The sequence below is a fragment of the Laspinema palackyanum D2c genome (assembly GCF_025370875.1).
In the GTDB taxonomy this organism is placed as follows: Bacteria; Cyanobacteriota; Cyanobacteriia; order Cyanobacteriales; family Laspinemataceae; genus Laspinema; species Laspinema palackyanum.
In genome coordinates this window covers 56,384-71,425 of record NZ_JAMXFD010000026.1, presented here as the reverse complement: position 1 = coordinate 71,425, position 15,042 = coordinate 56,384, and the positions used below count along the sequence as shown (strand labels likewise).

General features: G+C 49.5%; 10 protein-coding genes and 1 pseudogene. 7 read left to right on the top strand and 4 right to left on the bottom strand.

Features of this window, described 5'->3' with window-relative positions; translation table 11 throughout:
- Positions 1 to 295 precede the first annotated feature (295 nt).
- Positions 296 to 649 (top strand): hypothetical protein, encoded by a 354-nt coding sequence (locus NG795_RS22685; RefSeq protein WP_367290906.1) that lies wholly within the window; start codon positions 296 to 298, stop codon positions 647 to 649.
- A gap of 96 nt (positions 650 to 745) precedes the next feature.
- Here NG795_RS22685 and NG795_RS22680 read toward each other — a convergent pair whose 3' ends face one another.
- The 4 genes and pseudogenes from NG795_RS22680 to recQ form a co-directional block, all read right to left on the bottom strand.
- Positions 746 to 1,819 carry a DUF3616 domain-containing protein gene (locus tag NG795_RS22680; RefSeq protein ID WP_367290905.1) on the bottom strand — a complete coding sequence of 358 codons (1,074 nt, stop codon included), beginning with the start codon at positions 1,817 to 1,819 and terminating at the stop codon, positions 746 to 748.
- An 831-nt stretch (positions 1,820 to 2,650) separates the two neighbouring features.
- Complete coding sequence (locus NG795_RS22675) at positions 2,651 to 2,989, bottom strand: antibiotic biosynthesis monooxygenase (protein WP_367290904.1); 339 nt, start codon at positions 2,987 to 2,989, stop codon at positions 2,651 to 2,653.
- Between the two features lie 181 nt (positions 2,990 to 3,170).
- A complete protein-coding gene (locus tag NG795_RS22670) occupies positions 3,171 to 3,800 on the bottom strand; it encodes a helix-turn-helix domain-containing protein (protein WP_367290920.1) in 630 nt (209 codons plus the stop codon).
- A 45-nt stretch (positions 3,801 to 3,845) separates the two neighbouring features.
- A pseudogene (gene recQ, locus NG795_RS22665) lies at positions 3,846 to 5,963 on the bottom strand (DNA helicase RecQ); the annotation flags it as partial.
- 221 nt (positions 5,964 to 6,184) lie between these two features.
- On the opposite strand from recQ, the gene NG795_RS22660 reads away from it, so the two are divergent.
- From NG795_RS22660 to NG795_RS22635, 6 genes are all read left to right on the top strand, one after another.
- Positions 6,185 to 6,502 (top strand): hypothetical protein, encoded by a 318-nt coding sequence (locus NG795_RS22660; protein ID WP_367290903.1) that lies wholly within the window; start codon positions 6,185 to 6,187, stop codon positions 6,500 to 6,502.
- A gap of 79 nt (positions 6,503 to 6,581) precedes the next feature.
- Positions 6,582 to 6,866, top strand: a complete 285-nt coding sequence (locus NG795_RS22655) for a DUF427 domain-containing protein (RefSeq protein ID WP_367290902.1) — start codon at positions 6,582 to 6,584, stop codon at positions 6,864 to 6,866.
- A gap of 992 nt (positions 6,867 to 7,858) precedes the next feature.
- The gene (locus tag NG795_RS22650) at positions 7,859 to 9,463 is read left to right on the top strand and encodes a serine/threonine-protein kinase (RefSeq protein ID WP_367290901.1); all 1,605 of its coding nucleotides are present in this window, start codon (positions 7,859 to 7,861) and stop codon (positions 9,461 to 9,463) included.
- Positions 9,464 to 9,555: 92 nt separating this feature from the next.
- Entirely contained in the window at positions 9,556 to 12,006 is a 2,451-nt protein-coding gene (gene pheT, locus NG795_RS22645; protein WP_367290900.1) for a phenylalanine--tRNA ligase subunit beta, read from the top strand.
- A gap of 133 nt (positions 12,007 to 12,139) precedes the next feature.
- On the top strand, positions 12,140 to 12,409 hold the full coding sequence (locus NG795_RS22640; RefSeq protein WP_367290899.1) for a YciI family protein: 270 nt from the start codon (positions 12,140 to 12,142) through the stop codon (positions 12,407 to 12,409).
- Between the two features lie 336 nt (positions 12,410 to 12,745).
- The gene (locus tag NG795_RS22635) at positions 12,746 to 15,025 is read left to right on the top strand and encodes a serine/threonine phosphatase (protein ID WP_367290898.1); all 2,280 of its coding nucleotides are present in this window, start codon (positions 12,746 to 12,748) and stop codon (positions 15,023 to 15,025) included.
- Positions 15,026 to 15,042 lie beyond the last annotated feature (17 nt).

The window sequence follows — 15,042 nt, the reverse complement described above, 5'->3', positions numbered from 1 at the left end:
ACTCGCGCTATTTAGGGCCGGTATCGCTACTATAGCCTACGGACCCAACTTGTCCAGGGGAAAAAATCCCCCTGTTTCAGACCCGTCTTTCCCTGGCGTCATTCTCGATTTAGCCGAGGGTAAAGGGTTTTGGAGTTGACCCAGTTAAATTCACCCGGTGGGGGGGCGATCGCCCCTAAGCGGACTTTCCCCAATTCCCCCTATAATGCAGGGGTAATTTAAAGCATCTAGCTTTCCCCAGTCTCGCTCACTCGTTGAACGGGAAACAATATCACCGCTTTCTTAACATAAAATTATGCTGAAAACATCCCTGGCTTGTCTAAGCACTTCCCTGGTTTTATGCTCTCTCACTCCGGCTTATGCTCAAGAATTTGATGCCGTTTTACAAGGACTATTGACCCCAGAGGAACTCCAAATCCATCAACAGGTGGGAAGTCAACAGGCGGAACAGTTGGGTCAAAATGCCTGTAACGCCCTGGCTGCCGGGTCTTCCGTCCAGGACTTTGCCACAGAAGTCGCCGAATCCATTGCCCAAGAAAACCTCCCCCAAGCGCAATTAGAAGCGCGGGGACTCTATAGCGGTAAGGTGATTGCTGTGGGAGTCGCCCTCTTCTGTCCCGAGCGCTTTTCCCAATTGCAAGCCTTATAAGCAAAAACAGACTTCACCCACTGACACCGGGGTGAAGCCTGCTTTTGCTTGCGATTACTTCAGTTTTAATCCTTTCATCTTTTCATCAAGGAAGGATCACAGGCGAAACACATCTCCAAAGACTGAATCATTATTAACGATTCTCGCCGGGTCCGGGGAATCATAAACTACTAACAAAGAATTGGGTTGTCCCAAACAAGGCATCAGGGCCAACCCTTCCCCGCGATCGGTTCCTAACTTAAACGGTAAATCAAATAAAACTTTTAATTCCGTCTCATCCTGGGCGATGAGGGTATCTCCTTCCCGCTCAAATACCCCGGTCAACCGGAACATTTTCATTCCCCCGTCTAAATCTAAAGTTGGACCGGCTAAAACAATTAAATCATCGCCGTCTAAACATATTTCTCGAATTCCTAACCCACTGAGATCCAAAAAATGCTTTTTATACAGTCGTCCTTCTGGGCCAATTTCTTTGAGGGTTAAAATTCCCGGTTCGCTTTCTTCGACTTCGAGTTGAATAATCACCGCCCAACCTCGGAGCACAGGACCGCGAAACCCCATCAAAATTTTAGACCCGCGAACGGCCAATCCTTCGATATCTAATCCATTTTCTTTGCTGGGAAGCTCCGAGGCGATAATGGAACCAAAATGAACATCTTTTTCTAGGGCGTCTATTAGAATATTGCCGGTTTCAGTTTTTTCCAAGGAAGCCGCAGTCAGTTGGCGATCGCTATTGAATGGGTCGGGACAGCCTTGAACGGGAATTCCCCCTTGAATGGGAATTCTTGCCACTAAATAGCGATTGGCCTCGGTTTTGACTTGGGCCAGCCTGCTGATATCTTTTTCCGGACTCTTCCCTTTCGGCTTTTTGCGTTTTGTACTATGAGATCCGGTAAACCAAAGGTAGCCCTCCGAGTAATCCATTCCTTCGATATCGATTTCATCTTCGTTATTAAATAACTCAATAAATTCGCCGATTTCAAAGGTTTGATGATTTCCATACACATAAGGTTCAATCAGAGAAAGCCGTTCGAGGGTTAGCAATTCATCGGAACCGACCCATAAGGAACCATCGGGAGTAAAGGTAACGGCGGATAAATCTCCCACCCGTTCCTGGGTTTCAGGGTCAAATTTAAGCAGAATTCGACTGAGTAAAAAAGAGTGAGACATAAGAAGTTAACCAGAGTTGGGTATTTTATATAGGCCCCTGTGCTAGGAATTGCCCCGTCTACACAATTCATGGAGGGTTACTATAGTTGGAGATAAAACAGTTGAGTAGCGATTCCTAAGACAGGGGGATAGTATTCGATAAGAAGGAGAAAAACCCGGGTTTCTGCATCAAATTAGTTGCAAAGGAAGCAGAGATTTTTTACCAAAATTTGGTTTCTATCCTAAGTTGTAGCACAGTCGTAGGCCGGGATGGGCTCTCTCAAAAGGTAGAAATTTAGGGTGAAATTGGCTCAAAGGGGAGGAAAAATCTACATTTCTTTAACCAGTGGCGATCTCCTGGACGTGATGACACCCATCCCACCGTTTACTCCCAGTCCCAGTCGTTTCCTCTTGACATCTTGCACCCTTCACAACAACCGGCGGGGGTTAAAATGATTGGCGGCCTCATAGCTTGCATTCGGTTAGAAACCGACTAAGAACATTAGCTGGATGAGGCTTTCAGTCGGGTTTAACTGACATCTTGCAGCAGGCGACACCCGGCGGGGGTTAAAACCCCCGCCTAACAGCTAAAGTCGGTTGAAACCGACTGAAAACACAACTGGATAAGACTTACAGTCGGTTTTTAACCGACTTTAGCTATGAGGCGGGGGATTTATCCCCCGCCGGGTGTTGTGAAGGGTGCAAGATGTCAGTTGAAACCGACTGAAAACACCACTGGATAAGACTTGCAGTCGGTTTTTAACCGAATGCAAGCTATGAGGCCGCCAATCGTTTTAACCCCCGCCGGTTGTTGAGAATGGTGCAAGATGTCGGGTTTAACTGACTTTTGATTTACTCCACTGCCACAGACTCCGGTGCCGGAAATTCGGTACAAACGTCATAGAACCCTGTGCTCGGGGGTTTGGCAAATAGATGGGAAATTTCGTTTAAAATTGCCGCATAAGCCTCACTGTGGTTAGACTCCATCGCGTCGATATCATCCCAAAAAATCACCGCAATCCCTTTATCGGTATTTGGCTGTTGCAGTAAATAGGCTCCCTTAAACCCTTGGGTGTAAGTAGAGACGGCTTTGGCGTACAATTGCTTGGCTTCTTCAAATTTACCCGGTTTGAATTCCCCGATCGCCACATAAGCATATTTATGTCTGAGAAAATCCATAAACTCGGTCATGACTGCCTCCTCTGGGTCACAAAACTTGCTAATTTAATGCCAAGTAGAGTCGGGAGGAGGCAAGTTCGGACGGTGCATTGCCCTAACTCGAATCTCTCCTTCCTCATCCTGCCTTGTCTGTTTCCACCTTACCATTATTAGCACCCTTAACCGAGAGCAACCCCGTCAATCCATCACCCGTTTAAAACTCCAATTCATCCTCTACAGACTGAAGATTCCCACAGAGATTCCGTTGCCAAGCCGCCCGAACTAACCTCAGCTCATTGTAGCTATATTTTTCCTCCAAATGTTCATAAACTGGCCTCAGCAGATTAGAACCCAATAATTCCAATGCTTGGATAATCACCTGCTGCCGTTGCACTGGAACCAAGCGGTGAATATCCACCGGCTGCTCCATTTCCAGCAGTTCAATTAAATGATATTCCACCCGGGTCTCTTTCAGATTTCGCTTCGCCGCAATTTCCGCAATACTCATCCCCTTTTGATGGTATTCTAGGGTGAGTAACTGAGTAAAAGAAGGGTCGGACTTCACCTCTGATTCAAGAATGTCCGGCGGCGCGCTTTCCTCCAGTCCTCTGGGTTGACAGTAGGCTTGAATTGCGGTAATAAACCGCTCGCCATATTCCGCCAGTTTATGCTTTCCCACCCCGTAGATTTGTTTCAATGCCGCCAAAGATTGGGGACGTTCTTGGGCCATCGCTTTCAAGGTAATATCTTGAAAAACCACAAAGGGCGGAACTCCTCGCTCATTGGCAATTTCCTGGCGCAGGACGCGCAACTGCTCAAATAACTCTTCCCCCGCTGCATCCAACTCCCCTGATTTAGAAATGACAGTGAGTGCGTTTTCTTGGAGTCCTCGTTGTTGACAATAGTTGTGAATTTCTGTAATAAAACGATCGCCATATTCCGCCAGTTTATACTCTCCCACCCCGTAGATTTGTTTCAATGCCGCCAAAGATTGGGGACGTTCCTGGGCGATCGCTTTCAAGGTACTATCTTGAAAAACCAGAAAGGGCGGAACCCCTCGCTCATTAGCAATTTCTTGGCGTAGGACGCGCAACTGCTCAAATAACTCGTCCCCAGTCGCATCCAACTCCCCACCGCCATTGCTGCCGCGATTCATCCCGACAGAAGAGAGTCCATAAGTTCGACAATACTCGCAAATTTCTGTCACAAAGCGATCGCCATATTGGTCAACTTTATATCCCACCACTCCCGAGAGATTGCCAAATTCATCTAAGGTTTGGGGACGTTGCTGCGCCATTAATCGCAGGGTCGAATCTGCAAACACCATATAAGGGGCGACAGATTGCTCATCGGCGATTTCCTTCCGCAGCGATCTCAGACGATCAAGCAACATTTCCACCTCGGCCTTTTTGCGATCGCGATCGGTCATGTCTGTATTCACCGGCGCTTTCGGAACCGCAATGAATACCTGCCGTTGCTTTCGCATCACCTCCCAACTGCCCTCATTTAACTTGAGAACCGAATACCCATCGGTGGTTTCTTCCACTAACCCTTGATGAATCAGCGATCGGCCCAGCATTTTCCACTCATCAGCGGTTTTATCTAATCCAATCCCATAAGTCGAGAGCGTTTCATGCCCATATTTTAAAACCTTCTGATTTTTAGAACCCCGCAACACATCGATAATATAATTCATCCCAAATCGTTCCTTGCAACGGGCCACGCAGGAGAGGAACTTCATCGCTTCAATGGTCCAATCTTCTGTGGGGTTGGGATGTCTACAATTATCACAGTTTTCACAATTTCCCGGAAACCGTTCCCCAAAATATCCCAGTTGAATGGTGCGCCGACAAACCGTACTTTCTGAATAATTAATAATTTGTCGCAACTGCTGACGAGCAATTCGTTGTTCATCAACATCGGTTTTTTGGTCTATAATATACTCAATGGTTTTAATATCACCATAGCCAAAAAACATCGTACAATTCGCCGGTTCTCCATCCCGTCCTGCCCGTCCCGATTCTTGGTAATAGCCTTCAATATTCCGGGGTAAATCATAATGCACTACAAAACGGACATCGGGTTTATTGATGCCCATGCCAAAGGCAATGGTCGCGACAATCACCTGAGCATCATCCCGAATAAAGCGGGTTTGATTGTTACTGCGATCCTCATCGTTCATTCCGGCATGATAGGGGATGGCATCAATACCTTCGCGCTGTAATTTATAGGCGATTTCATCTACGCGGCGACGACTGAGACAGTAGATAATTCCTGAACCCTTGCTTTCGAGAATCAGCTTGACTAATTCTCGATAAGATTGCTTGGTTTTTTGACGAACTTCGTAATAGAGGTTAGGGCGGTTAAAACTGGCGATGTGAATTTTGGGGTCACGCAGGGCCAGTTGTTGGGTAATGTCTTGACGGACGCGATCGGTTGCCGTAGCAGTCAGGGCCATCATGGGAATTTCTGGATAGCGCTGGCGCAACAGTTGCATTTGCCGATATTCCGGGCGGAAGTCATGGCCCCATTCCGAGACGCAATGGGCTTCATCGATCGCAAACCCACAGATGCCAACTTGAGCGCGTACCATGTCCATGAAGGGCAGAAATCGTTCACTCAGCAGACGTTCTGGGGCGACATAGAGGAGTTTGATTTCACCTTGGAGAATGGCGGTTTCCCGCGATCGCGACTCTTCCCAACTCAGGGTGCTATTGAGAAAGGTGCAGGCAATGCCGTTATTTTTGAGGGATTCGACTTGATCCTGCATCAAGGCAATCAGGGGGGAAACCACCACGGTTATCCCTTTTCGCAGGAGGGCCGGGAGTTGAAAGCACAAAGACTTACCGCCCCCAGTGGGCATGACGATCAGCAGGTCCCGATTTTGGAGGGCGGCTTCGACAATTTCTCGCTGTCCCGGACGAAAGCTATCATGCCCAAAAAAATGCTTGAGCGATCGCTCTAACTGATTCGGGGCAGTGGCGTTTAAGGGGCTGATGCCTGACATGGCTCGCTGTTTGTCGTTGAGTTTCACCTTATTTTATCGGGTCACCGACCCTCATCATGCTTAAATTGAGTGGGTATTTGGGGTTAAGGTCCTGATCGTTGATTTTATCCGGTCACCGGGTCTGTTCGCTAGAAGTTTCGATGTAGCCTTTGCTGACAAGGATTGAGATGAGACTTGCCAGCCTGATGCTTTTTTATAACTTAAGTGATGTGAGGAGAAACATGGGAACGCCTTTATTAAGGCATCCAACCACCCAGCATCGGTGGAGTCGGATGAGAATGCTCCCACCCGCCCCCCCTGACGGAACCCCCTCAACGGTTGGGCAACCGTTATCGGAAGGGGGTCCTGTGATTTGTTTAGCGGCATACCGACAACGGGCGATCGACCCCAACACCTTCGTCTGTCCAATCACGGGAGAACTTTGGCTGAACTCGGTTTGTGCTCGTTCTTCCACCAAACTTCACGATAGCTGTGCCTGGTGTCCCGCAGCGAAACTGCGCTGCTTGGTGAGGACGATCGCCGTGGAAATGGAGGGTTAGTTTTCCCCAGAATCTACACCACTTGCCCCGCGATCGGCTCATAATGGTGAACAGACCCTTACATCAGGAGTAACCTATCATGCCCAAAGCCTTATGGAATGGAGCCATCTTAGCCGAGAGCGATCGCTGTGAAGTTGTGGAAGGAAACCAATATTTTCCCCCTGACTCCATCAAGTCGGAATATTTCCAAGAGAGTAATACCCACACCAATTGCCCTTGGAAGGGTCAAGCCAGTTATTACGATATCGTGGTTGAGGGTGAGGTGAATAAAGATGCCGCCTGGTACTATCCCAATGTTAAAGATGCTGCCAAGCAAATTAAAGGATATGTCGCCTTCTGGCGTGGAGTCAAGGTAGAACTCTAAGCTGTTCTAAAGGCGGGTTCTATGAACCCGCCTTTATTTTACCTCTTTCTTTTTTTCTTAGTTCGTAGTAACGACTTCAGTCGTTCTCTTAGTTCGTAGTAACGACTTCAGTCGTTCTCTTGTCTTCGTTCGTAGTAACGACTTCAGTCGTTCTCTTGTCTTCGTTCGTAGTAACGACTTCAGTCGTTCTCTTGTCTTCGTTCATAGTGGCAACAACCGGCGGGGGTTAAAACCCCCGCCTAATAGCTAAAGTCGGTTAAAAACCGACTGCAAACACAATTTTATAAGACTTTCAGGTTGTTGCAACGGTTGCCAAATTTTAGTGAACATGGAGAACGACTGAAGTCGTTACTACGAACAATTGAAGAGAACGACTGAAGTCGTTACTACGAACAATTCAAGAGAACGACTGAAGTCGTTACTACGAACAATTCAAGAGAACGACTGAAGTCGTTACTACGAACAATTGAAGAGAACGACTGAAGTCGTTACTACGAACAATTCAAGAGAATGACTGGGGTTGGGGTGATTCATGAATGGCCCCTACTATGAAATTGCCACTATAGGGGGTTTTTTTGCAAAAATCACTTAAATGAGAAAATTATCCCAAACAGGATCCTTTGAGATAACCGATCGCGCCGAGGGAGGATCCAACTCGACTAAAGTCGAAGATTTCCGGAAAAAACCGGAGCGGCCTTGTTTGTTCAGGGGGAATTGAGGGAACTCTCATGCATAGAGCGATCGCTATCAGGAGCGCTTGTCCCATCTCGATCGCCGTGGCATTTACGAAGACTTTACACAATCGCCTTATAAATTTGATATTCCTTTACCAGATTGGCTCCCTTGTCTTTGAGACTTCTCAACCAATGGTCTAAGGTAAGGATAGATTCACTCAAATGACTTGCTATGCTTGAAGCAAAAGGGGTCTTGCATCTATAACGACTCGCTCAAGGGGTCAAAAAACATCCGTTTTAACAATCAGGTGAAGTTTCATGAGCTACTGCGTCAATCCCGCCTGTCCGGAACCTAAAAATGCCGACGAAGCCCTCCAGTGTCAAGCCTGTGGCTCAAATTTACTCCTGCGCGATCGCTATCGCGTACTTAAAGCATTGGGTCAAGGTGGTTTTGGAGCTACGTTTGTAGCCGTAGACGACCTATTGCCTGGAAAGCCTGTCTGCGTGATTAAGCAACTGCGCCCCGCCTCAACCTCGCCTCGGGTGCTGGACATGGCAAGGCAACTATTTGAGCGCGAGGCGAAAACCTTGGGGAAAATTGGCAATCATCCCCAAGTCCCTAGACTCCTAGATTACTTTGAAAGCGATCGCCAATTTTATTTAGTTCAGGAATATGTTGGGGGTCAAACCCTCAAACAAGAAGCCAAGCGCAATGGACCTTTTAGCGAATTTGCGGTCAAACAATTTCTGCGGGAAATCCTGCCCTTGGTCAAATATCTGCATGATAATGAAGTCATCCATCGGGATATCAAACCCGCCAATATCATTCGCCGGGACGTGGATAATCAGTTAGTTTTGATTGACTTTGGGGCAGTCAAGGACCAAGTGAGTCAAACTGCATTGCTCAACGCCAATTCCACCGGAGAAACCGCCTTTACCTCTTTTGCGATCGGGACCCCGGGTTTTGCCCCCCAAGAACAAATGGCATTGCGCCCGGTGTATGCCAGTGATATCTATGCCGTGGGAGCCACTTGCCTGTATCTGCTCACCGGCAAATCCCCCAAGCATTTCGACTATGACCCGATGACAACCGAACTGATCTGGCGTCCCTTCGTTTATGTCAGTGATAGTTTTGCAGCGGTCCTGGAAAAAATGCTGGCAGCTTCCGTGCGCGATCGCTACCAAAGCCCAGAAGAAGCCCTCCGCGCCCTCGATGTAGAATCCCACCGTCAAACCCTTTCCGAAGGACTCTCGACGCGACGCAAAGACGTATCCCAGCAAGAAGAAGAAACCCGACTCGAAGAAAAAAATCACCACGCATTATCCCCTGCCGCCCGAGAAGTGGAATTACTGCGAACGCGCCGCGCCAATAAAAAGGCCAAAGCCGCCAGTCGCGGGGCCACTGCCTTAAATTCAGCGATGAATTCTAATCCCAGTTTTGCCACGAGCTTTCGTACCCAAACCTTAGCCCCTTCCAGTGTTGCCAGTGATGGCATCTTAGATGCCAAGGCAGTTCGCCTTGCTTATGGCAAGGGCAAACGAGACTTTGGCGACTGCAATCTCACAGGCTTAGACTTGCGGTCCTCTACCCTATCCGGCGCTAATTTTTATGACGCCAAGCTCAATCGCGTCAACTTCCAAGGGTCGGACCTCGTAAGTGCCAACTTCGGACGTGCCAGTTTAGTCAAAGCTTGTCTACGGGATAGCAATTTAACCAAAGCCTATTTTGTCAATGCCAATTTAGAAGGCGCGGACCTCCGAGGGGCGGACTTGATGGAAGCCTCCTTTACCCAAGCCAATCTACGCGGGGCCAACCTCTGCGGGGCCAACCTCACCGGGGCCAGAATCAGCGAAACCCAACTGGCGATGGCCCGCACCAACTGGTTAACCATTAAACCCAATGGCAAACGGGGAATCTTTTAGCCGATTTCTCCCCCAAACCCAGTTTCCACCCATGAGCCGACCCATGCTCTTGTAAAATGAGTCAGGCTGACTTATTTTAGGCGTCCATATCAATGCGGATTTCTCTAAACTGGTTGCGGGAACTGATAGACATCACGATGTCTCCAGAAGAGTTAGCCCATACGCTGACGATGGCTGGATTTGAAGTAGAAGACATCGAAGATCGGCGCAGTTGGGCCAACGGCGTCGTGTTGGGAAAAATTATCGAGCGTGAACAACATCCCAATGCCGATAAACTAAGCGTCTGCAAGGTCAATATTGGCGGGGATTCCCCTTTAAATATTGTCTGTGGCGCACCCAACGCCAGGGCTGATATTTATGTCGCCGTGGCCCCGATTGGGACGTATCTGCCCAAAATTGACTTAAAAATTAAAAAGGCTAAACTGCGCGGCGTCCCCTCTGAGGGGATGATTTGCTCGTTAGCCGAATTAGGTTTGGCGAAGGAATCCGAAGGGATTCATCACTTTCACCTGGAAAACCCTCAATTAGGGACGGCAGTTTCTCCGTTGTTAGGTCTGGATGATGTAATTTTAGACTTAACATCCACGGCAAATCGGGCTGATGCCTTGAGTATGGTGGGGGTAGCCCGGGAAGTGGCGGCCCTGACTGGGGCCTCGTTACGATTACCGACTGCCTCGGGCACAGATATTACATCCGGTGGCAAGGGTCTGTCCTTAAAAATTGACGAATCCAAAGCCTGTCCTGCCTATATTGGCACCGAAATCACCGGGGTGAAAATTGCTCCTTCTCCTCTGTGGTTGCAGCAGCGTCTCCAAGCGGCAGGGGTGCGTCCGATTAATAATGTGGTGGATGTCACGAATTACATTCTGTTGGAATGGGGACAGCCGTTACACGCTTTCGATCGCGATCGCCTCCAAACCCTCGCCGGAGGAGATTCCCTCACTCTCGGCGTCCGGTTTGCTCAATCTGGGGAAACCTTCAAAACCCTCGACGGTCAAACCCGCACTCTGCAAGCTCAAAATCTCTTGATTACGGCGAATAATCAGCCGGTGGCGATCGCTGGGGTGATGGGTGGGGAGGAAACTGAAGTCTATGAAGGGACGCAGAATTTAATTTTAGAGGCGGCATTGTTTGACCCTCCGGCAGTGCGGCGATCGTCTCGCGCGGTGGGGTTACGCACGGAGTCCTCGGCGCGCTATGAACGGGGGGTGAATTATGCGGGATTAGAAACCGCTTGCGATCGCGCGATCGCCCTGTTCCTAGAACTCGCAGGCGGTACTCCCGTCCATCAACAAATTGCCGATGCACGTCCGGAAGAACTGCGCGTCGGGGGTTCGGTCCAATCCATCGAACTGCGCCGCGATCGCGTTAATCAGGTTCTCGGACCCATCAACCAAGGGGAAGGCACGGGAGAATTACAAGCAACGGATATCGAACCGATTCTCACTGCCTTGGGATGTACCCTCACAGGGATTACCCCCGGTCAAGTCTGGTCGGTGCAAGTACCACCCTATCGGGCTCGGGACTTGGAACGGGAAATCGATTTAATCGAAGAAATTGCCCGTCTTTATGGGTATGACAAGTTCTGCGAAACCTTACCAACCCAAAGTGCTGCCGGTCAACTTGGACCCGAACAACAGGCAAGGCGAGATTTGCGATCGGCCTTCCGCAGTGCGGGTTTGACGGAACTGATGCATTATTCGTTAGTTAAGGCTGAACAGGAGAATCAAATTGCGTTAGCTAATCCCCTGTTTGTGGAATATTCTGCCTTACGGACGGAAATGCTCTCTGGGGCAATTGATGCGTTTGAGTATAATTTAGCCCAAGGCAATGGTCCGCTGAATGGGTTTGAGTTGGGTCGCACATTCTGGAAAGATAGCGAAGGACTGAAGGAACAAGAGGCGATCGCCGGAATTGTAGGCGGTGATCCGACCCTAGGCCGCTGGGTCCGCAGTGGTCGGGAACAACCAATGTCCTGGTATGAGGCGAAAGGGATTCTGGAAAGTGTCTGCGATCGCCTCGGACTGGAAATCACTTATCGTCCGGAATCCAATGCCTATCCCACTCTGTTACATCCGGGACGAACGGCTTCTTTGTGGTTGCAGGACCGGAATATTGGGGTTTTTGGCCAACTCCATCCCCAACTCCGACAAGACCGAGGACTGCCTGATGAGGTGTATATCTTCCAGATGGAGTTACAACCCATTTTAGATGTTCTCACGCAAGATACATTTGGACGCAAGTTTAGCGCTTACTCCTCCTATCCCTCATCAGACCGGGATTTGGCTTTCTATGCGCCGGTTGAGGTAGCGGTAAGTGAGCTCACCGGGGTGATGAGTCAGTCTGCGGGGTCTTTGTTAGAGTCCGTGGAACTGTTCGATGATTATCGGGGACAGAATGTGCCGGAAGGACAACGGAGTTTAGCCTTTCGACTGGTCTATCGGGCCAGCGATCGCACCCTCACTGATGAAGAGATAGAACCGGCCCATCAAAAGGTTCGGGATGCCTTAGTCAGTCAGTTTGCGGTGAGTTTGCGAAGCTAACCCCCTCTCTTCCCGGGGAAATATTCCCCACAACCAACGGTCGGGGGTTCATACTCCCGACCTGCGGTTAGACTTCCCTATGCCTGGGGATATAACGGTTCACTTGTCAACCTCTAGTCTAAAAAATAAAACGATGCCGAAGTATGTAATGTGGGGCAGCTACTGCGAAGATGTTCTGGAAAAACGCGCCCCTTATCGACAAGCGCACCTAGATGGAATCAGCGCCCAAAAAGCAGCGGGTTTAGTGATTACCCTGGGTCCTACGCAAGATGTCACCAAAGTGTTTGGGATTTATGAAGCCCCAGATGAACAAACCGTCCGGGAGGCGATCGAGGGTGACCCTTATTGGAAAAATGGGATTTGGACCGAATACGAGGTCAAGGAATGGATCCAAGCATTTTAAAGGGACTCCCTGGGTCGTTACGGTGGCAAAACCCTTGGAAAAGTGATACCCCATGATGTAGAGGCGAGCAAGGGAATCGCCTCTACATCAGGGGTGGATTCTCAAAATTTGCGTAAGTCCTGCCTTCAAGGTGCGGGTTAACGCCCTCCCTGGGCAAGTCACAGGGAAGGGGACGCGAGGGGTTTGGGAACAAGGAGGGGGAAATCGAGTAAGTCTAGCGGGGGTTAACTCAATAGGATAGGAACGCTAAAATCCAAGTAGTATCCTAAATTAAGATGCGATCGTTAAAAATCCAGGTTGATTAAAACTCTTAAATTTCTGAACTGGAATATTACTATGCTTGTCTGCTCTAAATGCCATTTCGAGAACCCAAACTCTAACAAGTTTTGTCAAAAATGTGGGATGTCCCTCACCCATAAATCCTGTGGGCAATGTGGAACCCCGGTGCTTGCCAGTGATTTAAACTGCCATAATTGCGGTGCCATCACGGGGCAAATTTGGCTGGCGATCGTCGATCGCCAACGAGTACCTGAGAATGCCGAGGTTGCAGACGCGGTTGAGACTCCAGTGGTTGAGGAATCCGTATCTGTGGCAACCGGGCAGACGGCGGAAATGGCTGTGGCGTCCGTCTCGGCACCTCTGGAACCCGATATCCCACAAGAACCGGAAATAGAATCCGAGGCAGGGACAGAGGAAGAACTCCCCGAGGAGATCGCCTCTGAGACTTCCGAGGTTGATACCATCGCCAGTCTGTCGGAAGTGGTGGAACAAGTCCGGGAAAGTACAGAACCCTCGGAAACCCTGGGAGTTGAGGCGGATGTAGAAACCTCCGCAGTCGCCACCCTGGAGGAATCCTCCCTGGAGACAGAACCGGCAATAGAACAGACGGACCTGGATAGTCCTGAGACTGACCTATCTGAAGAACAATCCTCCAGGGTGGCATCGGCGGCAGCAGCATTAGAAATCCCCGAGGAACCCGACGAGATTCTGCCTGCCTGGTCCTTTTTAGACCAAGAGAAACGCTATCAACTGTTGGAGGATTTGGCCTTAAATCAACTCACCCAGGGGGAAATTGAGGTGAAGGTACTAGATTGCGTTCCCCTGCAACAATCGCCCCTCTTGGCTTTGAGTTCTCACCCTGTAGAAATCCCCGATCGCATGGATCATCCCACTCCCGCTTTGGCCCTGGCAATTCCGGCAATCGCCAAAGCATATCTGGCCCTCCACTCCCAATTTTATGCGATCGTTCCGGCGATCCATGATGCATGGCACTGGGGCGATCGCCGGGTCATCCTCTTAGAAGACCGTTCCACCCAACCATTCCTAATGGAATATGTTCAAACTAACCCCATCCTTCCCTCCCAAATCCTGCACTGGTTGCAGGAAGTGACGGAACTCTGGATCGGATTAGAACCCTGGCACTGTCAGCAAAGTTTACTAGAACCGCAAAATCTCCGTCTTGATGTAGAAGACCAAATTCTGTGTCTACAACGGTTATATCCTGATCTGCCCGATGCCACCCCCAGGTTCACCGCAGTGGGGCAGTTTTGGCAAACTCTCTTGAATTCGGCACAACTGACACCGGAGACAGAAGAGGATGAGAGTTCTGAATTACAACAGGTGGTGGCAGAATTACTTGAAGTCGAGTGGGACAGTGTAGAAGGACTGCGATCGCGCCTGCAAACCCTCCAATCTCAACTCCAACCGGCAACTCCCATCAGTTCCCCCCAATCTGACCCGATTTACCTCGGAGCAATCACCGATAACCTCGATATGGATGACAGTCCCACGATGGTCATGCCGATTCTGTTAGAAAACCTCGAAGCATCGGGACAGACGGATATTGGACGGCAACGTACCCATAACGAAGACGATTTTGGCATTGAAACCCTAGTCAAGCAGCGTCAGGGTGCTAGAGCGTTTTCTACCCACCACAAGGGGCTTTACATTCTTTGTGATGGCATGGGAGGACATGAAGGCGGGGAAATCGCTAGTGCTTTAGCGGTGGAAAAGTTGCGGGAATATTTCCATCAATATTGGCAGGATAGCTTACCGAATAAAGAGGTCATCTCCACCGGGGTTCTGTTTGCCAATCAGGGGATTTATGACCTGAACCAAGCCGAACAACGCGGGGGCAGTGGGCGCATGGGGACCACCCTGGTGATGGTGTTGGTTGAAGATCAGAATGTAGCCGTTGCTCATGTGGGAGATAGTCGGCTGTATCGCTTTACTCGCACTCGGGGATTGCAGCAAGTTACGGTGGATCATGAAGTGGGGCAACGGGAAATTCAGCGCGGTGTGGATCCCGAAACGGCCTACTTGCGTCCCGATGCCTACCAACTCACCCAGGCGCTGGGTCCTCGCAATGAGGATTTTGTTAGCCCCGAGGTGCAGTTTTTTAAGATAGAGGAAGATACTTTATTGATTCTGGCTTCTGATGGTCTGACGGATAATGATTTGTTAGAGACTCACTATTTGACTCATCTCGAACCCCTCCTAAATGCAGAAATGCCGTTAGAGCCTGGGGTTAAGGCGTTAATTGAGTTAGCGAATCAATATAACGGTCACGATAATATTACGGCGATCGCCGTTCGTGCTCTAGTCCGTGAACGATAAATCCCCGCGTACCGAAA